The 24,031-nt window shown below is 71.0% G+C and carries 20 protein-coding genes; 8 read left to right on the top strand and 12 right to left on the bottom strand.

Going from position 1 to position 24,031, the window contains the following annotated elements; genetic code table 11:
* Positions 1 to 107: 107 nt before the first annotated feature.
* Complete coding sequence (locus tag ACIOWN_RS03175) at positions 108 to 440, bottom strand: hypothetical protein (RefSeq protein WP_199836671.1); 333 nt, start codon at positions 438 to 440, stop codon at positions 108 to 110.
* A gap of 94 nt (positions 441 to 534) precedes the next feature.
* Complete coding sequence (locus tag ACIOWN_RS03170; protein ID WP_362355525.1) at positions 535 to 1,488, bottom strand: heme o synthase; 954 nt, start codon at positions 1,486 to 1,488, stop codon at positions 535 to 537.
* Positions 1,489 to 1,862: 374 nt separating this feature from the next.
* Between ACIOWN_RS03170 and tkt the strand changes: the two genes are divergently transcribed.
* The 5 genes from tkt to pgl are packed head-to-tail and all read left to right on the top strand — an operon-like array spanning position 1,863 to position 8,442.
* Positions 1,863 to 3,965, top strand: a complete 2,103-nt coding sequence (gene tkt, locus ACIOWN_RS03165; RefSeq protein WP_362355527.1) for a transketolase — start codon at positions 1,863 to 1,865, stop codon at positions 3,963 to 3,965.
* Between the two features lie 34 nt (positions 3,966 to 3,999).
* Entirely contained in the window at positions 4,000 to 5,118 is a 1,119-nt protein-coding gene (tal, locus tag ACIOWN_RS03160) for a transaldolase (protein WP_362355529.1), read from the top strand.
* A 5-nt stretch (positions 5,119 to 5,123) separates the two neighbouring features.
* A complete protein-coding gene (gene zwf / locus ACIOWN_RS03155) occupies positions 5,124 to 6,662 on the top strand; it encodes a glucose-6-phosphate dehydrogenase (RefSeq protein ID WP_362355530.1) in 1,539 nt (512 codons plus the stop codon).
* Positions 6,659 to 7,663 carry a glucose-6-phosphate dehydrogenase assembly protein OpcA gene (gene opcA / locus ACIOWN_RS03150; RefSeq protein WP_362355532.1) on the top strand — a complete coding sequence of 335 codons (1,005 nt, stop codon included), beginning with the start codon at positions 6,659 to 6,661 and terminating at the stop codon, positions 7,661 to 7,663. The genes zwf and opcA overlap by 4 nt, the downstream gene beginning before the upstream one ends.
* A gap of 38 nt (positions 7,664 to 7,701) precedes the next feature.
* Positions 7,702 to 8,442, top strand: coding sequence for a 6-phosphogluconolactonase (gene pgl, locus ACIOWN_RS03145; protein WP_362355598.1), 741 nt, complete (start codon positions 7,702 to 7,704; stop codon positions 8,440 to 8,442).
* Between the two features lie 102 nt (positions 8,443 to 8,544).
* On the opposite strand, the gene ACIOWN_RS03140 is transcribed toward pgl, so the two are convergent.
* The 5 genes from ACIOWN_RS03140 to ACIOWN_RS03120 form a co-directional block, all read right to left on the bottom strand.
* Entirely contained in the window at positions 8,545 to 9,384 is an 840-nt protein-coding gene (locus tag ACIOWN_RS03140) for a carbohydrate ABC transporter permease (RefSeq protein ID WP_362355534.1), read from the bottom strand.
* Entirely contained in the window at positions 9,384 to 10,751 is a 1,368-nt protein-coding gene (locus ACIOWN_RS03135; RefSeq protein ID WP_362355536.1) for an ABC transporter permease subunit, read from the bottom strand. The genes ACIOWN_RS03140 and ACIOWN_RS03135 overlap by 1 nt, the downstream gene beginning before the upstream one ends.
* A 6-nt stretch (positions 10,752 to 10,757) precedes the next feature.
* Positions 10,758 to 12,098, bottom strand: a complete 1,341-nt coding sequence (locus tag ACIOWN_RS03130) for an ABC transporter substrate-binding protein (protein ID WP_362355538.1) — start codon at positions 12,096 to 12,098, stop codon at positions 10,758 to 10,760.
* Between the two features lie 71 nt (positions 12,099 to 12,169).
* Positions 12,170 to 13,801 (bottom strand): glycoside hydrolase family 13 protein, encoded by a 1,632-nt coding sequence (locus ACIOWN_RS03125; protein ID WP_362355540.1) that lies wholly within the window; start codon positions 13,799 to 13,801, stop codon positions 12,170 to 12,172.
* Between the two features lie 204 nt (positions 13,802 to 14,005).
* Complete coding sequence (locus ACIOWN_RS03120; protein ID WP_362355542.1) at positions 14,006 to 15,280, bottom strand: ABC transporter substrate-binding protein; 1,275 nt, start codon at positions 15,278 to 15,280, stop codon at positions 14,006 to 14,008.
* 159 nt (positions 15,281 to 15,439) lie between these two features.
* Between ACIOWN_RS03120 and ACIOWN_RS03115 the strand changes: the two genes are divergently transcribed.
* The 3 genes from ACIOWN_RS03115 to ACIOWN_RS03105 all read left to right on the top strand — a co-directional run bounded on the left by ACIOWN_RS03115 (position 15,440) and on the right by ACIOWN_RS03105 (position 19,075).
* Positions 15,440 to 15,955, top strand: coding sequence for a PadR family transcriptional regulator (locus ACIOWN_RS03115; RefSeq protein ID WP_326802004.1), 516 nt, complete (start codon positions 15,440 to 15,442; stop codon positions 15,953 to 15,955).
* Entirely contained in the window at positions 15,952 to 16,707 is a 756-nt protein-coding gene (locus ACIOWN_RS03110; protein ID WP_362355544.1) for an ABC transporter ATP-binding protein, read from the top strand. Before ACIOWN_RS03115 ends, ACIOWN_RS03110 begins: the two co-directional genes overlap by 4 nt.
* Before the next feature lie 85 nt (positions 16,708 to 16,792).
* On the top strand, positions 16,793 to 19,075 hold the full coding sequence (locus tag ACIOWN_RS03105; RefSeq protein WP_401980027.1) for an FtsX-like permease family protein: 2,283 nt from the start codon (positions 16,793 to 16,795) through the stop codon (positions 19,073 to 19,075).
* A 97-nt stretch (positions 19,076 to 19,172) separates the two neighbouring features.
* Here ACIOWN_RS03105 and pgi read toward each other — a convergent pair whose 3' ends face one another.
* From pgi to tpiA, 5 genes are all read right to left on the bottom strand, one after another.
* Positions 19,173 to 20,825: a glucose-6-phosphate isomerase gene (pgi, locus tag ACIOWN_RS03100; RefSeq protein ID WP_362355548.1), complete on the bottom strand. Its 1,653-nt coding sequence runs from the start codon at positions 20,823 to 20,825 to the stop codon at positions 19,173 to 19,175.
* 66 nt (positions 20,826 to 20,891) lie between these two features.
* Entirely contained in the window at positions 20,892 to 22,172 is a 1,281-nt protein-coding gene (locus tag ACIOWN_RS03095; protein WP_362355550.1) for an MFS transporter, read from the bottom strand.
* 138 nt (positions 22,173 to 22,310) lie between these two features.
* Positions 22,311 to 22,646, bottom strand: a complete 336-nt coding sequence (locus ACIOWN_RS03090) for an RNA polymerase-binding protein RbpA (RefSeq protein WP_073952427.1) — start codon at positions 22,644 to 22,646, stop codon at positions 22,311 to 22,313.
* Positions 22,647 to 22,856: 210 nt separating this feature from the next.
* Positions 22,857 to 23,093 (bottom strand): preprotein translocase subunit SecG, encoded by a 237-nt coding sequence (secG, locus tag ACIOWN_RS03085; protein ID WP_100569504.1) that lies wholly within the window; start codon positions 23,091 to 23,093, stop codon positions 22,857 to 22,859.
* A gap of 158 nt (positions 23,094 to 23,251) precedes the next feature.
* Complete coding sequence (tpiA, locus tag ACIOWN_RS03080; protein WP_362355552.1) at positions 23,252 to 24,028, bottom strand: triose-phosphate isomerase; 777 nt, start codon at positions 24,026 to 24,028, stop codon at positions 23,252 to 23,254.
* Between the last annotated feature and the right edge of the window lie 3 nt (positions 24,029 to 24,031).

Raw genomic sequence — 24,031 nt, 5'->3', positions numbered from 1 at the left:
GTGTCGACGAGGTGGGCGGTGACGCCTCCGCCGCGCAGCGGCCGGCGGCCGGCTTCCAGGGGTGAGCCGGCCGTCAGGTGACCGCCGGCCCCGGCGTCCGGATCCGGTCAGCGGTTGGACGGGCCGCCCACCTGGAGGCCCGCCATGCGGCTCCACTCGTACGGACCCGTCCGCACCTTGGCCGCGAACGCGCCGTCGAACGCCTCGTGGACGGTGATCCCGGACTTCTCCACCGCCTGCTCGGCGATGGCGTACGTGGGGGCCACGAGGTCGCCCCAGGTGCCGTCCTCGCCGACCAGGACGATCCTGGCGCCGCGCTCCCCGAGGTACGCGACCTGTCCCTCGGCGCCTCCGTGTGCCTTGGAGAAGGAGCCGATCCGCCGGGCGAGACGGGCGGCCCTGCGCTCGGCCTTGGGGTCAACCTGCTGCGTGTCTGCCATGGCCAGGATGCTACCCACGGGTAGATCAAACGGCGACGGGCGGGGTGCGTGGCCTTGACCACGTACCCCGCCCGTGGGACGTCCCGGCGAGAACTCAGCGCAGGAAGGGATCCACCGCCACCGCGACGAACAGGAGCGACACATAGGTGATGGACCAGTGGAACAGGCGCATCTCCTTCAGCTTCGCGCCGGTCGCCTCGGCCTTGGCCCGGTTCTGCAGCGCGTGCGCCTCCCACAGCCACCAGCCGCCCGCGGCCAGCGCCACGGCCGTGTAGAACCAGCCGGTGTAGCCGAGCGGGGTCAGCAGCAGCGAGACCGCCACCATCACCCAGCTGTAGATCACGATCTGCCGGGCGACCACCTTGTTCGAGGCGACGACCGGGAGCATCGGCACGCCCACGCGCGCGTAGTCCTCCCGCACCTTCATGGACAGCGGCCAGTAGTGCGGCGGCGTCCAGAAGAACATGACGAGGAAGAGGATGACGGGCGCCCAGGACATCGAGTTGGTGACCGAGGACCAGCCGATCAGCACCGGCAGGCAGCCGGCGATGCCGCCCCACACGATGTTCTGCGAGGTACGGCGCTTGAGGATCATCGTGTAGACGACGACGTAGAAGAGGAGCGCGCCGAGCGACAGCCACGCGGACAGCCAGTTGACGGTGAGGCCGAACAGCAGCGTGGAGACGACCGCCAGCGTGATGCCGAAGGCCAGGCACTCGCGCGGGCTGACCATGCCGGTGACCAGCGGGCGCTGGGAGGTGCGGTCCATGAGCGCGTCGATGTCGCGGTCGATGTACATGTTCAGCGCGTTGGCGCCACCCGCCGACAGGTAACCGCCGACGCAGGTGAGAAGGACCAGCCCCAGATCGGGCACGCCCCGCTGTGCCAGGAACATCACCGGAACGGTGGTGATCAGCAGCAGCTCGATGATCCGCGGCTTGGTCAGCGCCACGAACGCCTTGACACGGGCCCCGAACGGCCGGTGGCTCGGGCTCTGGCTCGCACCGAGTACCCCCGCTGGACGGGATTCGACGGCCGTCACGCACACCCCTGACAGAGACTCCCAGCGAGCCGCCCGTGTGAACCGACGGTAAGGACTCGCGCGTACCACGCCACTGTAGACGTTGCCCAGACCCGGACATTCGCGGGGGTCGGATCGTGTTGGCGAGCCCTCCGGAAGGGCGCGATCCGGCTCGATTGAGCGATCGAATGAGCAGCTCCGTATTCATGTGCGGAATGCGATTCCGACCAGCGGGGAGGCGGATTCCGGAGAGTCCCGGCACTCTGGAACGACGCGGAAAAACGCACGTTCTGACGGGATAGGCTCGACAACGTCCGGCCGACGCCGAGAAGGCCGGCAAACCGGTGCGCGGTCCCCCCGTACGCCGGCATCCGACATGTGGAGAGGAGCCCTGACTCAGGGTGAGCAACAAGCCGACCACCACAGACCTCGACTGGACCGAGTTGGACCAGCGTGCCGTGGACACCGCGCGCGTCCTGGCCGCCGATGCCGTACAGAAGGTCGGCAACGGCCATCCCGGCACGGCGATGAGCCTGGCTCCCGTCGCCTACACCCTCTTCCAGAAGGTGATGCGGCACGACCCGGCCGATCCGCAGTGGGTGGGCCGCGACCGTTTCGTACTGTCCGCCGGCCACTCCTCCCTGACCCTCTACACCCAGCTGTACCTGGCCGGTTTCGGGCTGGAGCTGGACGACCTGAAGTCCTTCCGCACCTGGGGTTCCAAGACGCCCGGCCACCCGGAGTACGGGCACACGGCGGGCGTGGAGACCACGACCGGCCCCCTCGGCCAGGGTGTCGCCAACGCGGTGGGCATGGCGATGGCCGCCCGCTACGAGCGCGGTCTGTTCGACCCGGAGGCCCCCGCCGGCGAGTCCCCGTTCGACCACTTCATCTTCTGCGTCGCCGGTGACGGCTGCCTCCAGGAGGGCATCTCCGCCGAGGCGTCCTCGCTGGCCGGCCACCAGAAGCTCGGCAACCTGATCCTGCTGTGGGACGACAACCACATCTCGATCGAGGGCGACACCGAGACGGCCGTCTCCGAGGACACCGCTCTGCGGTACGAGGCCTACGGCTGGCACGTGCAGCGCGTGGAGCCCAAGGAGGACGGCGACCTCGACCCGCAGGCGATCCACGCGGCCGTCGAGGCGGCCAAGGCCGTCACCGACCGGCCGTCCTTCATCGCGATGCGCTCGATCATCGCCTGGCCGGCCCCGCACGCGCAGAACACCGAGGCCGCGCACGGCTCGGCGCTGGGCGAGGAGGAGGTCGCGGCCACCAAGCGCGTCCTCGGCTTCGACCCCGAGCAGCACTTCGAGGTCTCCGACGAGGTGCTGAACCACACCCGCGCCGCCGTCGAACGGGGTCGCCGGGCCAGGGCCGAGTGGGAGAAGTCGCTCCAGGTCTGGCGCGAGGCGAACGCGGACCGGGCCGCCGAGTTCGACCGGATCGCCGCGGGTGAGCTGCCCGCAGGGTGGGACGAAAAGATCCCGGTGTTCGAGGCGGGCAAGGGCCTGGCCACGCGCGCCGCGTCCGGCAAGGTGCTCCAGGCGCTCGGCGACGTGGTCCCGGAGCTGTGGGGCGGATCGGCGGACCTCGCCGGCTCGAACAACACCACCATCGACAAGACCTCGTCGTTCCTGCCCGAGGGCAACCCGCTGCCGGAGGCGGACCCGTACGGGCGCACCATCCACTTCGGCATCCGTGAGCACGCGATGGCCGCGGCGATGAACGGCATCACGCTGCACGGCAACACCCGCGTCTACGGCGGCACCTTCCTGGTCTTCTCCGACTACATGCGCAACGCGGTGCGCCTGTCGTCCCTGATGCACCTGCCGGTGACGTACGTCTGGACGCACGACTCCGTCGGTCTGGGCGAGGACGGCCCCACCCACCAGCCGGTCGAGCACCTGGCCTCGCTGCGCGCCATCCCGGGCCTGAACATCGTCCGCCCGGCCGACGCCAACGAGACCGCGATCGCCTGGCGCGAGATCCTGCGCCGCTGGACCAAGGAGTTCGGCAAGGGCGCCCCGCACGGGCTGGCGCTGACCCGCCAGGGCGTGCCGACGTACGAGCCCAACGACGACGCGGCGCGCGGCGGTTACGTCATGTTCGAGGCGGAGGGGCCCGACGGGCAGAACACCGAGGCGCAGGTCGTCCTGATCGCCACCGGTTCCGAGGTGCACGTGGCCGTGGAGGCCCGTGAGCGGCTCCAGGCCGAGGGCGTCCCCACCCGGGTGGTGTCCATGCCGTCCGTGGAGTGGTTCGAGGAGCAGGACCAGGGGTACCGGGACAGCGTGCTGCCCCCGGCCGTACGGGCACGTGTCGCGGTCGAGGCAGGTGTCGGTCTGACCTGGCACAAGTACGTGGGAGACGCCGGCCGCATCGTTTCCCTCGAGCACTTCGGCGCCTCGGCCGACGCCAAGGTGCTGTTCCGCGAGTTCGGCTTCACTGCCGAGAATGTGGCCGCCAAGGCCCGGGAATCCATCGCCGCCGCCCAGCGCTGACGCTCATATACGACCCGTAGGAGATGCATTTTCCATGACAGACGCACTGAAGCGCCTTTCCGACGAAGGCGTCGCGATCTGGCTGGACGACCTGTCGCGCAAGCGGATCACGTCCGGCAACCTCGCCGAGCTGATCGACCAGCAGCACGTCGTGGGCGTCACCACCAACCCGACGATCTTCCAGAAGGCCATCTCGCACGGGGACGGCTACGAGCAGCAGGTCTCGGACCTGGCCGCCCGCCGGGTCACGGTGGAGGAGGCCATCCGCATGATCACAACGGCGGACGTCCGCGACGCCGCCGACATCCTGCGTCCGCTCTTCGACGCCACCGGCGGCAAGGACGGCCGGGTCTCCATCGAGGTGGACCCGCGTCTGGCGCACAACACCAAGGCGACGGTCGCCGAGGCCCGCCAGCTCGCCTGGCTGGTCGACCGGCCCAACACGCTCATCAAGATCCCCGCCACCCGGGCGGGCCTGCCGGCGATCGCCGAGACCATCGGCAACGGCATCAGCGTCAACGTCACCCTGATCTTCTCGCTGGAGCGCTACCGCGCGGTGATGGACGCGTACCTGAGCGGCCTGGAGAAGGCCCGGGCGCGCGGCCTGGACCTGTCGAAGATCCACTCGGTGGCGTCCTTCTTCGTGTCCCGCGTGGACACCGAGATCGACCGGCGGATCGACGAGCTCGGCACCGACGAGGCCAAGGCGCTGCGCGGCAAGGCGGGCGTGGCCAACGCGCGTCTGGCCTACGAGGCGTACGAGGACGTCTTCTCCTCCGACCGGTGGAGCGCGCTGGAGCGGGAGGGCGCCAACAAGCAGCGTCCGCTCTGGGCGTCCACCGGGGTGAAGGACAAGGCGTACAAGGACACCATGTACGTCGAGGAGCTGGTGGCGCCGAACACGGTGAACACCATGCCCGAGGCCACCCTCGAGGCCACCGAGGACCACGGCGCGATCCGCGGCGACGCGATCACCGGCACCTACGAGCAGGCCCGCGCGGACATCGACGCGCTGGAGCGCATCGGGATCTCCTACGACGACGTCGTCCAGGTCCTGGAGGACGAGGGCGTCGAGAAGTTCGAAGGGTCCTGGAACGACCTGCTGAAGTCCACCGAGGCGGAGCTGGAGCGCCTCGCTCCCGCGGAGGGCTGAGAACCTTGGCTCCTCTCACCGTCACCGGAGCGAATCCGCTCCGTGACCCCGCCGACCGACGGCTCCCGCGCATCGCGGGGCCGTCGGGCCTGGTCATCTTCGGTGTCACCGGAGACCTGTCGCGCAAGAAGCTGATGCCCGCGGTGTACGACCTGGCCAACCGGGGTCTGCTGCCGCCGGGCTTCTCGCTCGTCGGCTTCGCCCGCCGCGACTGGGAGCACGAGGATTTCGCGGAGGTCGTGCACGACGCCGTCAAGGAGCACGCGCGCACGCCGTTCCGTGAGGAGGTCTGGCAGCAGCTCATCCAGGGGATGCGCTTCGTGCAGGGCACCTTCGACGACGACGACGCGTTCGAGCGGCTGCGCGGCACGATCGAGGAACTGGACAAGGCGCAGGGCACGGGAGGCAACTTCGCCTTCTACCTGTCGGTGCCGCCGAAGTCCTTCCCGGTGGTCATCCAGCAGCTCAAGAAGCACCAGCTCGCCGACCAGAGCCACGGCTCGTGGCGGCGCGCGGTCATCGAGAAGCCCTTCGGCCACGACCTGAGGTCGGCCGAGGAGCTCAACTCGATCGTGCACGAGGTCTTCGCCCCGGACCAGGTCTTCCGCATCGACCACTACCTGGGCAAGGAGACCGTCCAGAACATCCTGGCGCTGCGCTTCGCCAACACGATGTTCGAGCCGATCTGGAACCGGTCCTTCGTGGACCATGTGCAGATCACCATGGCCGAGGACATCGGGATCGGCGGCCGGGCCGGCTACTACGACGGCATCGGCGCCGCCCGTGACGTCATCCAGAACCACCTGCTGCAGCTCCTGGCGCTGACCGCCATGGAGGAGCCCGCCTCCTTCGACGCGGACGCGCTGGCCGCGGAGAAGACCAAGGTGCTCGGCGCGGTGAAGCTGCCCAAGGACCTGGGCAGGTCGACCGTGCGCGGGCAGTACGCGGCGGGCTGGCAGGGCGGCGAGAAGGTCATCGGCTACCTCGAGGAAGAGGGCATCGACAAGAAGTCGAAGACCGACACCTACGCGGCCGTCAAGCTGGCGATCGACAACCGCCGCTGGGCGGGCGTCCCCTTCTATCTGCGCACCGGAAAGCGCCTGGGCCGCCGCGTCACCGAGATCGCGGTCGTCTTCCAGCGGGCGCCGCACTCCCCCTTCGACACCTCGGCCACCGAGGAACTCGGGCAGAACGCCATCGTCATCCGCGTCCAGCCGGACGAGGGCGTGACGGTCCGCTTCGGCTCCAAGGTGCCCGGCACGTCGATGGAGATCCGGGACGTGTCGATGGACTTCGCCTACGGCGAGTCCTTCACGGAGTCCAGCCCGGAGGCGTACGAGCGGCTGATCCTGGACGTGCTGCTCGGCGACTCCAACCTCTTCCCGCGCACCGAGGAGGTCGAGCTGTCCTGGCGGATCCTCGACCCGATCGAGACGTACTGGGACAAGCACGGCAGGCCCGCGCAGTACCCGTCCGGGACATGGGGGCCCGCCGAGGCGGACGACATGCTCGCACGAGACGGACGGAGCTGGCGCCGGCCATGAAGATAGACCTGACCGACACCACGGCCAGCAAGATCAACAAGGCGCTGGTGAAGGCCCGGCGGGCGATCGGCACCCCGGCCGTGGGCATGGTGCTCACGCTGGTCATCGTCACCGACGAGGAGAACGCCTACGACGCCCTGAAGGCCGCCGGCGACGCCTCGCGGGAGCATCCCTCGCGCCTGCTGGTCGTCATCAAGCGGCACGCCCGGACCCTGCGCGACCGCACCTCCTCGCGGCTGGACGCCGAGGTGCGGGTGGGCGCGGACGCCGGCACCGGCGAGACGGTGGTGCTGCGCCTGCACGGCGAGGTGGCCGACCACGCCCAGTCGGTGGTGCTGCCGCTGCTGCTGCCCGACGCGCCGGTCGTCGTCTGGTGGCCGGTGAACGCGCCGCTCGACCCGGCCAAGGACCCGCTGGGCGCCCTGGCGCAGCGCCGGGTCACCGACACCTACTCCTCCGAGCAGCCGGTGCGGGAGCTCTCGGCGCGGGCCGAGGCGTACACGCCCGGCGACACGGACCTGTCCTGGACCCGGATCACGCCGTGGCGCTCGATGCTGGCCGCGGCCCTCGACCAGGTCACCTGCGAGGTCAGGGCCGTGGAGGTGGAGGGCGAGGAGTTCAACCCGAGCTGCGAGCTGCTGGCGATGTGGCTCGCGGACCGGCTGGACGTACCCGTCAGGCGCTCGCGGTCCGCGGGGCCCGGTCTGACCGCGGTCCGCATGGAGACCAGCTGCGGCCCGATCGCCCTGGACCGGGCCGACGGCAGGCTGGCGACCTTGTCCATCCAGGGGCAGCCGGAGCGGGCGGTGGCGCTGAAGCGGCGGGAGACGGCCGAGCTGATCGCGGAGGAGCTGCGGCGGCTCGACCCGGACGACACGTACGCCTCCGCGCTGCGGTTCGGCGTGGACCGGCTGGACGGCAGCCGGGCGTCCGACGGCTCCAGTGCTTCGGCGCCGGAGCCGGTCGCGGTGCCCGTGCCCCAGGAGGAGGCCGCCAAGTGAGCACTCCGCAACTGGTCGTCCACCACGACAAGGAGCTGATGGCGCAGGCCGCCGCGGCCCGGCTGATCACCCGGGTCGTGGACGCGCAGGCCTCGACGGGTTCGGCGTCCGTGGTCCTCACCGGCGGCCGCAACGGCAACGGTGTGCTGGCCGCGCTGGCGGCGGCGCCCGCCCGCGACGCGATCGACTGGGGCCGGCTCGACCTGTGGTGGGGCGACGAGCGGTTCCTGCCGGAGGGCGACCCGGAGCGCAATGTCACGCAGGCCCGCGAGGCCCTGCTGGACTCCGTGCCGCTGGACCCCAAGCGCGTGCACGCCATGCCCGCGTCGGACGGTCCCCATGGCGCGGACGCCGAGGCGGCGGCGGAGGCCTACGCCGAGGAGCTGGCCCGCGCGGCCGGCCCCGAGAACCACGGCGCGGTCCCGGCGTTCGACGTCCTGATGCTGGGCGTCGGCCCGGACACCCATGTCGCGTCCCTCTTCCCGGAGCACCCGGGGGTGCGCGAGACGGAGCGTACGGTGATCGGGGTGCACGGCTCCCCCAAGCCGCCGCCCACCCGCGTCTCCCTCACCCTGCCCGCCATCCGCTCGGCCCGTGAGGTCTGGCTGCTGGCGGCAGGCGAGGACAAGGCCAACGCGGTGGCGATGGCCCTGTCGGGCGCGGGCGAGATCCAGGCCCCGGCAGCCGGCGCCCGGGGCCGCGCCCGCACTCTGTGGCTCCTGGACAAAGCGGCGGCATCCCAACTGCCGCGGTCGCTGTATCCGCCGGCTTCGGCGTGAACGGCAAGGTGCGGCGGCGGTGGGAACACCGCCGCCGCACCTTGTTCCCGGCCCGTCCGGCATGCGGGGAGGAAGCCGTTCAGGCCGGACCGGAGGTCGGCGTCACTTCACCGACCCGGCCATCACCCCCTGCACGAAATGCCGCTGGAAGGCGAAGAACACGACCACCGGCACGATCAGCGACAGGAACGCCCCCGGCGCCAGGACATCGATGTTGCTGCCGAACTGCCGGATCTGCGACTGGAGTTCCACCGTCAGCGGCTGCGACGAGGTGTCGGCGAACAGCAGCGCCACCAGCATGTCGTTCCACACCCACAGGAACTGGAAGATGGCGAGGCTCGCGATCGCGGGCCGCCCCACCGGCAGCACCAGCCGGGTGAAGATGCGCCACTCGTTGCCCCCGTCCATGCGGGCCGCCTCCAGCATCTCCTTCGGCATCTCGGCGAAGTAGTTCCGCAACAGGAACACCGCGAACGGCAGTCCGTAGGCCACGTGGAAGAGGACCACGCCGGGGATCGTGCCGAACAGGCCGAGCTGACCGAAGAGTTTGGCGACGGGCAGCAGGCCGATCTGCACGGGCACCACCAGCATGGCCACCACCAGCAGGAACAGCGGCTCACGGGCCGGGAAGTCCAGCCAGGCGAACGCGTATCCGGCCAGCGCCGCGATGACCACGACCAGGAACGTCGTGGGCACCGAGATCAGCACCGTGTTCCAGAAGGCCCTGGTGATGCCGGAGTTCCTCAGCAGTGCCGAGTAGTTGTCGAAGGACAGTTGCTGCGGGCTTGCCAGCGCCGTCCACCAGCCGCCCTTCGCGGTGTCCTGGGCCGAACGCAGCGACGACACGAACAGCCCCGCGAGCGGGGTCATCCAGACCAGGCCGATCACCACGAGGACGGCCTGGACCAGCGCGCTGCTCAGGGCCCGCCTGACCGCGTTCATCACTGACTCCTTCGGAAGCGGCGGACGTTGAACACCATCGCCGGGATCACCAGGAGCAGCAGGAGCACGCCGAGCGCGCTGCCGAGGCCCTGGTTGTTGCCACCGCCGAAGGACACCAGCCACATCTGGGTCGCCAGCACGGTGGCGTCCTGCTGCACCGGGCCGGGCGCGATGATGTAGACGAGGTCGAAGACCTTCATCACGTTGATCACGAGGGTGACGAAGACGACGGTGAGGACGGGGGCGAGCAGCGGCACGGTGATCCGGCGGAAGATCTGCCACTCGTTGGCCCCGTCGATGCGCGCCGCCTCCAGCGCGTCACGCGGCAGCGCGGACAGTCCGGCACCGATCAGCACCATCGCGAACCCGGTCCAGATCCACAGGTAGGCGCCGATGATCATCGGGGTGACGAGCGTCGGGCCGAGCCAGGAGACACCCTGGTAGGGCTGGGCGAAGTTGGCCTGCGGCAGCTTCACCTCGTACGAGCCCGCCTTCAGGCCCGTGAAGCGGAAGGAGCCGTCGGAGCCCGTGGTGGTGCTCGCGACCGTCCCGCCGTCGCGCACCGCCTCGACCTTCATCCCGGGCATACCGCTCTCGCCGGGGTCGATCTTGCCCTGGGTGCCGCCTCCGCCGGGCGCGAAGTCCAGGTAGACGACTCCGCTCAGTTCGTCCGCGGCGGTCTTCCCGTCCTCCACGGGGCGGGCGGGCGAGGCGCCGCCGGGCAGGTCCTTGGGCAGCACGCCGACCATGGGCAGGGTCACCGTGGAGCCCGGCGAGAGGCTCGTGTCCGTGAGGTAGGAGCCGTCACGGCCCTCGCTCAGCCCGAACCCCTCGCGGGCGCGGGCGCTCGGGTAGGCCGGGGATCCCTTGAACGCGTCGTGCACGGAGACCACGGCGGCGTTCAGGACGCCCTTGTCCGGGTCCTCGTCGTAGGCGAGCCGGAAGATGATGCCGGCGGCCAGGAAGGACACGGCCATCGGCATGAACAGCAGCAGCTTGAACGCCGTCGCCCAGCGGACCTTCTCCACCAGCACGGCGAGGATCAGTCCGAGCCCGGTGAGCAGCGCCGGGGCGACGACGACCCAGATCGTGGTGTTCCGGATGGCCTTCAGCGTCGCCGGGTCGTGGAACATCTCGGTGTAGTTGTCCCCGCCGACGAACCGGGTGCCGGAGGCGTCGAAGAAGCTCCGGCCGACGGAGAACAGCACCGGGTAGACGACGAGGGCGCCGAGCAGCAGCAGTGCGGGGAAGACGAACAGCAGCGCGACGACCAGCCCCCGCCGCCGCGCGCGCCGGACTCGGTCGGCGCGCGCGGCGGGCGACGGGGGGCCCGCGCCCTTCTCCTTCGGGAGCGTGGTGGCGGTCATGGCGGGTCAGCCCTGGTTCTTGTACGCCTTGGCCGCCGCGGCCTCCAGCTTCGCCGCGGTGCCCTTCGGGTCGGACGGGTCGCGCAGGAAGTCCTGGAGCAGCTTCCACTCGCCCACGCCGCTGGTGCCGCCGAAGGCCGCCGGGGCCTGGTCGGACATGTCGAAGCGGACCGCGTCGGAGTCGCCCGCCGCGACCAGGGACTTGGCGGTGGCGCGGGTCACGTCGTCGCCGTAGGAGGCGAGGTCGAGGTTCTTGTTCGGGGACAGGAATCCGCCGGCCTTGGCCCACACGGCCGCGGCCTCCGGGGTGGCCAGGTACTCGAGGAGCTTCATGCCGGCCTTGGCGTTCTTGCCGTCCTTGAGGACGGCGGCCGCGTCACCGCCGCTGACGACCGGCGCGTTGCCGCCGTCGACCGGCGGGAAGGGGAAGAAGTCCGCGTCCTTGCCGATGGTCCGGTCGAACTGGTCGTGGGCGACGCCCGCGACGAAGTCGCCCTCGTAGACCATGCCGGCCTCGGGCTTGGGTCCGAAGACCTTCTCCACCGAGCCCGGGAAGTCGGTGTTGAGCGCGCCCTTCTGGCCGCCCGCGATCAGCTGCTTGTCCTTGAACAGCTTGCCGAGCGTGGTGAGGGCCTTGACCACGCTGTCGTCGGTCCACTTCAGCTCGTGGGCGGCGAGGGCGTCGTACTTCTCGGGGCCGGCCTGGGAGAGGTAGACGTTCTCGAACCAGTCGGTCAGGGTCCAGCCGTCCTGTCCGGCGACCGCGAAGGCGGCGAGTCCGGAGTCGGAGAGGGTGTGGCCGGCCTTGAGCATCTCGTCGTAGGTCGCCGGTGCTTTGACGCCGGCCTGGTCGAGCGCGTCGGGGCTGTACCAGACGGTGGACTTGTGGGCGGCCTTGAAGTACAGGCCGTACAGGGTGTCGTCGACGCTGCCGTACTTCTTCCACACCGGCGCGAAGTTCGCGTCCACCGACTTCTGGGTGGTGTCGGACAGCGGCTCCAGCCAGCCCTTCTTGGCGAACTGCTGGAGCACGCCGACCTGCGGGACCATCACGACGTCGGGGGCGTTGCCGCCCTCGATCTTGCTGCCGACGACGGTGGAGACGTTGTCGCCGGTCGACATGAACTGGGTCTTGGCGCCGGTCTTCGCGGAGAACGCGTCCAGCACCTTCTGGAAGTTCTTCTGCTCGCTGCCGGACCAGACGCCGGCCACGGTGACCGTCTGGCCGCTGAGCGTCTTGTCGCCGCCACCGGCGGAGACGGGCTCGTCGCCGCCGCAGGCGGTGGCGCCGAGGGCGAGGACGAGGGCGGTGCAGCCGGTGAGCAGGGTGGTACGTCGTCGCATCATCGTTGATGTCCCTTCGGAAGGTGGGGATTGACGCAGTTCAGAGATCGGTGAGGTTCAGCGGTCGGTGAGGTTCAGAGATCGGTGCCGTCGGTGATCCACCAGGCGGCGGTGGACCCGGCGAGCACTCCGGGCGGGCAGTCGGCGCTGGCCAGCAGCGGAGTGCCGGGGACCGGCGCGGTCGTGGGCGACGTACCGAAGTTGACGGCGCAGACCAGGCCGTCGCCGCGGACGAAGGCGAGCACGTCCGGCGGGGTGTCCAGCCAGCGCAGCGAGCCCTCGCCCAACTGGGGCAGCGCGGATCGCAGTTGCAGGCCGTCGCGGTACAGGTGCCAGAAGGAGCGGGTGTCGGCGAGGGCGCGTTCGGTGACGTACTCGGCGAAGTACTCGGGCTGCGGCAGCCAGGGCTTGGCGCTCTGGGTCCCGGAGGTGAAGCCGAACGGGGAGACCTGTCCCGACCAGGGCAGGGGCACCCGGCAGCCGTCGCGGACGTGGGTGCGGCTTCCGGTGCGGTGGAAGATGGGGTCGGTGAGCACGTCGTCGGGCAGGTCGACGACCTCGGGCAGGCCGAGTTCCTCGCCCTGGTAGACGTACGCGGCTCCGGGCAGCGCCAGCATCAGCAGCGCGGCGGCGCGGGCGCGGGCGGCGCCGAGTCCGCTGCCCTCCACGGCGGCCTCGCCGTAGCGGGTGACGGTGCGGACCTGGTCGTGGTTGTTGAGGACCCAGGTGACCGTCGAGCCGGTGCCGGCGATGTCGAGCATGGCCTCGGAGATGACCTTGCGGAAGGCGTCGGCGTCCCAGGGGGCGCCGAGCAGGTCGAAGAAGAAGGCCTGGTGCAGTTCGTCCGCGCGGACGTACTTGGCGTGTTCGCGGGCGCTGGGCACGGAGACCTCGCCGACGAGCAGGCGTTCACGGCCGTCGCGTGCGGTGTACTCCTCGCACACCGCGCGCCAGTGCCGCCACACGTCGTGCACCTCGGGCTGGTTCCAGGCGAGCGGGTTGACCGAGTCGCGGGTGCGGGCGTCGGCCTCCGGGTCCGGGGAGTCGGGCAGTTCGGGGTGCTTGAACAGGCCGGCGGCGACGTCGATGCGGAAGCCGTCCACGCCCCGGTCGAGCCAGAAGCGCAGGACGCGCTCGAACTCGGCGGGGATCTCGGGGTTGCGCCAGTTCCAGTCGGGCTGCTCGGGCGTGAACATGTGCAGGTACCACTGGCCGGGGCGGCCGTCCGGCTCGGTGACCCGGCTCCAGGCGGGGCCCCCGAACATGGCGTGCCAGTTGTTGGGCGGCTCGGCGCCGTCGGGGCCGCGCCCGTCGGTGAAGTGGAAGCGGTCGCGGGCCTCGCTGCCGGGCGCGGCGGCGAGCGCCTCGCGGAACCACGGGTGCTCGCTGGAGCAGTGGTTGGGGACGATGTCGAGGAGCACCCTGATCCCCAGCCGACGGGCGGTGGCCATCAGCAGGTCGAACTCGGCGAGGTCGCCGAAGAGCGGGTCGACACCGCAGTAGTCGGCCACGTCGTAGCCGTGGTCGTGCTGCGGGGAGGGGTAGAAGGGGCTCAGCCAGATGCCGTCGACGCCGAGCTTCTTCAGATACGGCAATCCCGCGCGCACCCCGGCCAGATCGCCGATGCCGTCGCCGGTGCTGTCCAGGAAGCTGCGGACATACACCTGGTAGATCACCGCGTCGCGCCACCAACCATGCCTGTTCAATCCATTGACCTGTTCCTGTGAAGGCAGCCGTTATGCATGCATGTTAGGTAGCGGTGTCTCGAAGGTGTCAACGAACGGAACAGAAGCTACTCAGCAGTTGACCGCCCATGTCCGGACTTGTCCGGACGGATCAGAGGCAGTTGTGATGGCGGCGTTACCTAACACGTAACTAGCGTGGGCGCTTCGCTGCGCGCGGTACGAGTGCTACGAGCGCCCGGCGATGGCGTCGAGCTCGCGCGCCAGGCGCCGTACGGCCGCCTCGGGGGTCTGCCGCCCCGCCAGCGCGTCGTGCACGACCGCCTGCACCACGAGGCTGACCTGGTCGTAGTGCGGGCTCTTGGGGCGCGGCGCGGCGGCCAGCACGGAGGCCCGCAGGGTCGGCAGATACGGGAACCGCCGCACGAGTGCGGGGTCCTCGTACAGCGCGGCGCGCACGGGCGGCAGCGCGCCCTCGGTGAGCACCTGGCGCTGGACGGGCTCGCTGGTGAGGTACGCGATGAGGCGCGCGGCCGAGTCGGGGTGCCGCGCGTGCGTGTTGACGGCCAGGTTGGAGCCGCCGAGGACACTGGTGCCCGGCCCGTCGGGTCCGGGCAGCGGCACGGCGCCGATCCTCCCGGCGACCTCGGAGCCCCCGGCCGAGGCGACGGCGTACGCGTAGGGCCAGTTGCGCAGGAAGAGCAGCCGGCCGTCCTGGAAGGCCTGCTTGGACTCCTCCTCCTTGTACGTCAGCGCCTCCCTGTGGATCCATCCCTCGCGGAAGCCGCGCGCCAGGAAGCCGATGCCCTCGCGGGCCGCGCGCGAGTCGACGGTGACGCGCTCGCCCTCGTCGCCGAGGATCGTGCCGCCCGCCGAGTACACGGCCTCGGCGGCGTTGACGGTCAGGCCCTCGTACGGCAGGAACTGGCCCGCGTAGCCGTCCAGTCCGTACTTCGGCGCGATGGTCCGGGCGGCGTTCTCCAGTTCGGTCCAGGTGCGCGGCGGCGCGACGCCCTCCTTGTCCAGGACGTCCTTGCGGTACAGCAGCAGGCCGGCGTTGGTGACGTACGGGACCGCGTACAGCCGTCCGTCGTAGGTGGCCGTGCCGACGACCGGGGGCAGGAAGGTCTTCAGCGGGAAGCGTTCGCGCGGCAGCGGGCGGATCCAGCCGGCCGCTGCGAACTCCGACGTCCAGTTCACGTCGATGTTGAGCACGTCGAACCGGCTGCGGTTGCCGCCGCGCAGGTCGGTGGCCATCTGCGCCCGGGTCTCGTCGGCGGCGTCGGGCAGCTCGACGAGGGTGACCCTCTCGGCGGGATGGGTACGGTTCCAGCCCTCCAGCAGCGGGCCGAGGTAACCGGTCAGATCGCCCGCGGTGGCCAGGGTGAGCGGGCCGCGGCCCTCACCGCTCCCCCCGGTCGCCCTCGCGCCCGAGGATATATAGCCGGTCATGACCACGACCAGAACAAGGAGGCCCCTACCAGCGGCGTGGATCCACCGCATAGGTTCCTCCTTGCACACCGGCGCCGGGCACCTTCGCCCGGCTCAGGCCATGTATACCTGTTAGGTATGGGCGATACTAGGGCCCGGCGTCAATCTCACGTCGTCCACCCGGAGACCCCCGCATGACGCGTCTGACGAGGACCTAGGAGGAGAGCACGCGTGCGCCTGCCCCTCCTGGCACTTCTCGCGCGCGGTCCCGCCCACGGCTACGAGCTGAAGCAGGACCTTGAGCAACTGCTGGGCTCCGCGTACCCTCAGCCGAACGTCGGCCAGATCTACGTGACCCTCGGCCGCCTCGAGAAGTCGGGACTGATCGAGGGCGAGGAGGTCGAGCAGTCCAGCCGGCCCAACAAGAAGATCTACCACCTCACCGACGCCGGGCGGGAGGAACTGCGCGCCTGGTTCGAGGAGCCCGAGGACGAACCCCGGGTGCGGGACGAGTTCTTCATGAAGCTCGCCCTCGCCCCGCAGACCGGTCTCGCCGACCAGATCGCCCTCATCAACAAGCAGCGGCGCCAGTACCTCAACACCATGCGCAGTCTGTCGAAGCTGGCCGCCGCCGAGAACCGGGACAACCGAATCGCCCAACTGCTGATCGAGGGCGCCATGCTGCACCTTCAAGCCGACCTGGACTGGCTGGAGCGGTGCCAGGAGGAACTGGAGGGGCTGGAGTGAGTGACGTCCGAGCTCCGGCGCTGCTGCGGGCCGAGGGCCTGGTCAAGACGCACCACGGCCAGGGGGCGCCCGCCCGGGCCGTGCGCGGGGTGGATCTGTCGGTGACCCGCGGCGAGTTCGTGGCGGTCACCGGCCCGTCCGGGGCCGGCAAGTCGACGCTGCTGCACCTGCTCGGCGGACTGCAGCGGCCGGACGAGGGCAGCATCTGGCTGGACGGCCGGTGCACCGACTCCTACGGCGAGGCCCGCTGGGCCGAGGAGCGCCGCAACGGCATCGGGATCGTGTTCCAGTTCTTCAACCTGGTCTCCAACCTGTCCGTCGCCGACAACGTCGAGCTGCCCGCCCTGCTCGCCGGCCGCTCGCCGCGGCAGGCACGCGCCGAGCGGGAGGAGCTGCTGGCCGAGCTGGGCCTCGAGGGCAAGGAGCGCAGCATGCCGGGCGAGCTGTCCGGCGGTGAGCAGCAGCGGGTCGCGCTGGCCCGCGCGCTGGTCAACCACCCTCCGCTGCTGCTCGCCGACGAGCCCGCCGGCAGCCTCGACAGCAAGGGCACCCGCGAGGTGATGCGGCTGCTGTCGCGCTTCCACGGGCGCGGCCAGACGATCGTGCTGGTCACCCATGACGCCCGGCTGGCCAGCGCCGCGGACCGGGTGATCAGTTTCTTCGACGGCCGGATCGCCGACGACGCGGAACTGGACGGGAGCACGCCGTCGCGGAGCACGGGGATCTCGGGTGTGCTGGAGCTGAGGGACTGAGTGCGGTGTACGACCACCTGATGTGCTCGGGTCACGGCCGCCGGGCGTGCCCGGGTCCGCGTTCCGGACCGAGGGGCTGAGGCCCGTGCGAGCCACGTTGCGCTGGGCGCACTCCGATCTGCGCACCCACCGCGGGGAAGCGCTGTTCATCGCGCTGGCCACGACCGGCATCGTCGCCTCGCTGCTGCTGGCCACCGCCTTGTTCGGCTACGCCACCAACCCCTGGCAGCGGGTCTTCACCCAGTCCAACGGGGCGCATGTCTGGCTGCACACGGCGCGGTCCGCCGAGACGGAGCGGCTCGCCGCGCTGGACGGCGTCGAGTCGGTCACCGACGCCTACCTCATCGAGTCCGCCACCGTCGTCTCCCGCGGCACCCGCGCCACCGTGGAGCTGCGCGGCACCCCGTCGCAGCCCACCGTGGGCCGCCCGCTGCTCACCGCCGGGCACTGGCCGGCCGCCGGGGAGCCGGACGGCGTGGTCCTGGAGAGCCGCCTGGCCAGGGCGCTGCTGGCCGAGCCCGGTGACACTCTCGTCCTGCCCGGCACCGGGCGCACGCTCAGCGTGGTGGGCATCGCCGACAGCGCCGAGCCCCGCTACGGCCCCGGCGAGCAGCCGGGGCTGGTGTGGGCGCGGCCGTCCGCCGTGCGCGAGCCCGGCGGACGGGTGGTCGGACTGCGGCTGACCGATCCCGACGACACGGACTACGCCGTGCAGCGCGCCGTCACCGTGCTGGGCGCCGGCGTGGTCGGCGAGGTGTCCACCTGGCAGCAGGCGCGGGCCGAGGCGCAGGGCGACAACCGGCTGCTCGGGCAGGTGCTGGGCCTGTTCGGGCTGGGCGCCCTGATCGCGGCCGGGCTGGCGGTGCACGGCGCGATCGGCACTCGCATCCGGGGGCATCTGCGGGACATCTCGGTGCTCAAGGCGATCGGTTTCACACCCGCCCAGGTGGTCCGGATCTTCCTGCTCCAGCATGTGGCGTACGCCCTGCTGGGCGCCGTGGCCGCGGTGGTGCTCACCGAGGGGCTGGGCGCGCGGATACCGGGCCGGCTCGGCGACGCGGTCGGCGTGTGGCAGGGCCTGCCGGACCACACGGTGGCGATGGTCGCGGTCCCGGTGGGAGCGGTGCTGTTCATCGGCGCGGTGACCGGGCTCGCGGCGTGGCGGGCGGGACGGGTGCCGCCGGTCCCGGTGCCGCGCCCCACGGCGGTGCCGGGCGGCAGGCTGACCGCGGCCGCCCGCAGGGCGCTGGGCCTGCGCCTGCCGCCCGCGCTCGTCCTGGGCTGGCACCGGGCCTTCACCCGCCGTCCGCGCACCTTCGCCACGGTGGGACGGCTGGCGCTGCCGCTGCTGCTGATGGTGGTGGCGATGAGTGCCTGGACCACGATCGACCGCTTCCACAGCAGGCCGGAGGAGCTGGGGCTGCCGGCCGCGCTCACCGTCCGTCCCGACAGCACCCTGGACGACCGCGGGGCGCGGGAGCTGCTGGCGCGGGAGCCCGGGGTCGCCGCCGTCTACCCCGGGGTGGAGGTGGCCGCCCTGGTCCCCGGCCAGACGGCCACGATCGCCCTGCGGGGCCTGGGCACCCGCGAGGCCCCCTACCCGTTCGCCCTCGCCGAGGGCCGCCGCGCGAACGGCCCCGACGAGGCGGTGGCCGGGCAGGGCCTGCTGGACCTGCTCGACGTCACGGTCGGCGACTGGGTGCGCATGACGGTGGGCGACCAGCCGCAGATCCTGCACATCGTCGGCCGCAGCATCGAGCCGGAGAACGCCGGCCGGGTCATCTCCACGTCCCTGGACACCCTGCACGAGAACGACCCGAACCTCAGCCCCACCTTCTACCAGCTCCGCCTGGACCCGGGCGCCGATCCGCGCCACGTCGCCACGGCCCTGTCCGCCACCGCCCACGGCCACCTGGACGTCCATCCGGTGACCAACCCGGCCGACGGCCTGTCGTCGATGCGCGCGGTCATCGTGGGCCTGATCTGCGTCCTGGCCCTGATCGGTCTGATCGAGCTCCTCTCCGCGATCGGCGGCACGATCCGCGAGGGCGAACGGGATCTTCTGGCTCTCAAAGCCATCGGTCTCTCGCCCCGCCAGATCACCGCGATCACGGTGACCTCGACCAGCTGCACCGCCCTGGCCGCGGCGGCCGCCGCAACCGTCCTGGCCCTCCCCCTGTCCGACTGGCTGATCAACGCCCAGGGCCACTCCAGCGGCATCGGCGCCGGGATCGCCAGACCCCCTTCCCCGCTCCTGCTCCTCCTCTTCGTCACCGCGGCCACCCTCGGCGCCGCTGCCCTCTCCACCCTCCCCGCCACACGAGCCTCCCATCGCCGCCAGGCAGACACCCTGTCGGCGGTGGCCTGAGCACGCGGGGGGCGGGGGCCGGGCCGGAGCCCCCGGGCCTCGGAGGTTCCGGGCCCGGGGCTCCGCTCCGGCGTGACGGGGTGGGTGGGAGGAGGGGTCACCGGGAGCGAAGGGCGCGGTACTTGGCGACCAGGGTTGTCGTGGAGGGGTCCAGTCCCTCCACCTGCGCCCCCTCCGTCAGCGCCGGTTCCACCCGCTTCGCCAGGACCTTGCCCAGCTCGACTCCCCACTGGTCGAAGGAGTCGATGTTCCAGACGGCGCCCTGGACGAACACCTTGTGCTCGTACAGGGCGATCAGCTGACCCAGCACCGACGGAGTCAGCTCGCGCGCGAGGATCGTGGTCGTGGGGTGGTTCCCGCGGAAGGTCTTGTGCGGCACCAGCTCGGCGGGCACCCCCTCCGCTCGAACCTCCTCCGGCGTCTTGCCGAAGGCCAGCGCCTGGGTCTGCGCGAAGAAGTTGGCCATCAGCAGATCGTGCTGCGCCCGGAGTTCACCGCTCAGCTCGGCCACCGGCTCGGCGAAGCCGATGAAGTCCGCCGGGATCAGCTTCGTACCCTGGTGGATCAACTGGTAGTACGCGTGCTGCCCGTTCGTGCCGGGCGTCCCCCACACCACCGGCCCGGTCTGCCACCCCACCGGCTCCCCGTCCCGCTGCACGGACTTCCCGTTGGACTCCATGTCCAGCTGCTGGAGATACGCGGTGAACTTCGACAGATAGTGGGAGTACGGCAGCACCGCATGCGACTGCGCGTCATGGAAGTTGCCGTACCAGATTCCCAACAGCCCCAGCAGCAGCGGCACGTTGGACTCGGGCGGCGCGGTCCTGAAGTGCTCGTCGACGAGACGGAAGCCGTCCAGCATCTCCCGGAACCGGTCCGGCCCGATCGCGATCATCAGGGACAGGCCGATCGCGGAGTCGTACGAGTACCGCCCCCCGACCCAGTCCCAGAACTCGAACATGTTCTCGACATCGATGCCGAACCCGGACACCTTCTCCGTGTTCGTGGACAGCGCCACGAAGTGCCGGGCGACCGCCTCCGGGCCGGCCTTCAGCTCGCTCAGCAGCCAGTTGCGCGCCGACGTGGCGTTGGTGATCGTCTCGATGGTGGTGAACGTCTTGGAGGCGATGACGAACAGCGTCTCCGACGCGTCCAGATCCCGTACGGCCTCGTGCAGGTCCGCGCCGTCGACGTTCGACACGAACCGCACCGTCAGACCGCGGTCGGTATAGGCCCGCAGCGCCTCGTACGCCATCGCGGGCCCCAGGTCGGAGCCGCCGATGCCGACGTTGACCACATTGCGGATCCGCTTGCCGGTGTGCCCGGTCCACTCCCCCGACCGCACCCGGTGGGCGAAGTCGCTCATCTTGTCGAGGACCGCGTGCACCCCCGGCACGACGTTCTCCCCGTCGACCTCGATCACCGCGTCCCGCGGCGCGCGCAACGCCGTGTGCAACACGGCCCGGTCCTCGGTGACGTTGATCCTCGCACCGCGGAACATGGCGTCCCGCAGTCCGGACACGTCCGTCGCGGCGGCCAGCTCCCGCAACAGCCGCAGCGTCTCGTCGGTGACGAGATGCTTGGAGTAGTCGACGTACAGATCACCGACCTGGAGGGCGTACGCCTCGCCGCGCTCCGGGTGGGCCGCGAACAGATCGCGCAGACCGGTGTCGGCGAGCTCCTCACGGTGCTTGGCCAGAGCGGTCCACTCCGGCCTCTGGTTGAGCCTGGTACGGGCGTCTGCGTTCATTCGGACCTCAGCCTTCTTTCCTAGCTGTCCTGCGTCCTTGCCCCGCTGCCGCTCCAACCTAGTTGATCAGCGGGTGACATGAGTCGTCGTCACGCCGTCGTCCGGCGCAACAACGAGTACGTCGGCACGGCGCACGGGTATCAGCGCGGCCACGGAAAGGACGAAGAAGCCGGCCGTGAGCAGCATCGGCCGGTTCGGCCCCCACACCGCGGCGACGGCCCCGCCGAGCACCGCCCCGAGCGGCGCCCCGGCCACCGCCAGGGTGCGGAAGGCCGCGCTGACCCGTCCCAGCATCCCGGCGGGGCTGCGCTGCTGCATCAGCGTCGTCGTGTTGACGTTCCACACCATGCCCATCAGCCCGAACACGGCCAGCGCGGCCACCGCGACGGCCAGGCTGCGCACCAGTCCCACGACCGCCAGGGCGGCGATCTGCACCCCGCCGGCCAGCAGTACGGCCCGTATCCGCCCGAGCCGGGCGACGATCGGCCGGTTGGCCGCTCCACCGGCCAGGCTGCCCAGCGTGTACGCCGTCAGCACCATGGCGTACCCCTTGGTGCCCGCGCCGAGCCAGCCGGTCACGACGACCACCAGGGTGGCGATGAGCGCGCCCATCCCGACGTTGCACAGCGCGGTGGCCGCGCACAGCGCGCGCAGGGCCCTGTCCCGCCCGAGGGCGCGCAGTCCGTCGGCGATCTCCCGCCGCAGCGTGCTCCCCGCGGGTCTCGGCTTCCGCTCGGGCGCGGCGACCCGCAGGGAGGCCACGAGCGCGGCGGCGGCCAGGAAGGTGACCGCGTCGGCCGCGAAGGGGGCGGCGGCCCCCGCGGCGATCAGCAGGGGCACGACCGGGCCGCCCAGCAGCCCGCCCGCGAGGCGCTGTCCGGTCATCAGACGGGCGTTGGCGGTGCCCAGCGCCTCGGGCCCCACCAGGACGGGCAGCAGGGCCGTGGCGGCGTTGTCGAAGAGTGTCTGGAGCGTGGTCAGCGCGAAGGCCAGGGCGATCAGCAGGCCGATCGAGGCATGCCCGAGGGCCACGGCCAGCGCGAACCCGGCGACCAGCAGGCCCCGTACCGTGTCCGCCGCCCACATCGCGCGCCGCTGGTCCACCCGGTCCGCGACGGCGCCACCGAGCAGCCCGAAGACGATCCAGGGCAGATACCCGCAAGCCGTGACGGAGGCGATGAGCAGCGGGTCGTCGGTCAGGGACAGGGCGAGCAGCGGCAGCGCGACCGTACGCAGCGCGTCGCCGAAGCTGGAGAGCACAGCGGCGCTCCACAGCCGTCCGAATCCGCCGCGCCACTCCGGCACACCCGCGCCGACGGCCTCACGCCCGGCCTCAACCCCCGTCATGGCTCCCCCTCCACTCACGATTCGCCGATGCACAAACCGTAGAGGGCACCACTGACAATCGGTCCGCGACGGCCGGTCCGCCCGGATACGCAGCAGGTCCGGCCCCGCACCCGTGGGCGGCCGACCGGACCTCAAGTCCTAGATTTCGCCCCGCAGTTTGGCGAGCGCCTCGGCGAGGATCGCCTCGCCGTCCGCGTCGCTGCGCCGCTCCCGCACATAGGCCAGGTGCGTCTTGTAGGGCTCGGTGCGCGGCGGGGCCGGCGGGTTGTCCTGGTCCTGACCGGCCGGGAAACCACAGCGCGGGCAGTCCCAGGTGTCGGGAACCTGCGCGTCGCTGGCGAAGCTCGGCTGGGTCTCGTGTCCGTTGGAGCACCAGAAGGAGATGCGCAGACGCGGCGCGGACTCGCCACGCTCGGCCTCGCCCATCGGCCCCGCCCCGACCCGGCTTCCTCGGATCGCGTTGCCACTTGCCACGGTCGTAACTCCCTGCGTGATGGTGCCGCGAAGCGGGTCGGCCTGCCGCTCCGCCGCGAGCGCCTCAGTCTACGTAAGGCCCAACGCGCGTCCAGTGATGGGAGTTACCGCTCCCACACAGACGCAAGCCCCATGATAGGCCGCGCCCGGGAGCGCGTACCGACCATGGGGCCTTACGTACGGAATGTGCGGTACCGGCGCAGCCGCTCGTCAGCTGCTCGTCTTCATCAGGATGCCGAGCACGATGATGCAGGCGAGCCACAGCAGGCCGATCACCACGGTGATGCGGTCGAGGTTGCGCTCGGCGACCGAGGAGCCACCGACGGACGACTGCATGCCGCCGCCGAACATGTCGGAGAGGCCGCCGCCCTTCCCCTTGTGCATCAGCACCAGCAGCATCAGCAGCAGGCTGAAGACGATCAGGGCGATCGAGAACCCCAAAACCACGGCTGGACCAACTTCCTCGGATTCGGATGGACGACAGGGTGTGGCAGGTCGTGCCTACCACGCCCCCGCAAGAGTACGACGGATCGCCGCCCGCGCATACTCACGGCCCGGCCCGCCGTACGCGGCGGGCCGGGCTCACCGCCTGCGGCGGCCCCGGCTCACTGCTCGCCGAAGCGGACGATCTTGACGAACTCGTCCGTGTCCAGCGAGGCACCGCCGACCAGGGCGCCGTCGATGTCCTCCTGCGCCATGATCTCGGCGACGTTGCCCGACTTCACCGAGCCGCCGTACTGGATGCGCACCTGGTCGGCGACCTCCTGCGAGTACAGCTCGGCGAGCTTGCCGCGGATGGCGCCGCAGACCTCCTGGGCATCCGCCGCACCGCAGACCTTGCCGGTGCCGATGGCCCAGACGGGCTCGTAGGCGATCACGATCGACTCGGCCTGCTCGGCCGGGAGGTCCTTCAGGCCCCCCTCGACCTGGGCGAGCGTGTGCGCGACGTGGTTGCCCGCGTCACGGACGTCCAGCTCCTCGCCGACACACAGGATCGGGGTCAGGCCGTGCTTGTAGGCGGCCTTGACCTTGGCGTTCACCAGCTCGTCGGTCTCGTTGTGGTACTGCCGGCGCTCGGAGTGGCCGATCACCACGAAGGTGCACTTCAGCTTGGCCAGCATCGGTCCGGAGATCTCTCCGGTGTAGGCACCCGAGTCGTGCGCCGAGACGTCCTGGGCGCCGTACTTGATCTTGAGCTTGTCACCGTCGACCAGCGTCTGCACGGAGCGCAGGTCGGTGAAGGGCGGCAGGACGGCGACCTCGACGGCGTCGTAGTCCTTGTCGGCCAGGGCGAAGGCGAGCTTCTGGACGTGTGCGATGGCCTCGAGGTGGTTGAGGTTCATCTTCCAGTTGCCCGCCATCAGCGGCGTGCGCGTGCTCATACG

This window comes from Streptomyces sp. NPDC087787, from assembly GCF_044743035.1.
Taxonomy (GTDB): Bacteria; Actinomycetota; Actinomycetes; order Streptomycetales; family Streptomycetaceae; genus Streptomyces.
The sequence above is the reverse complement of the archived record's forward strand: the minus strand, read 5'-3'. Positions and strand labels throughout refer to the sequence as shown.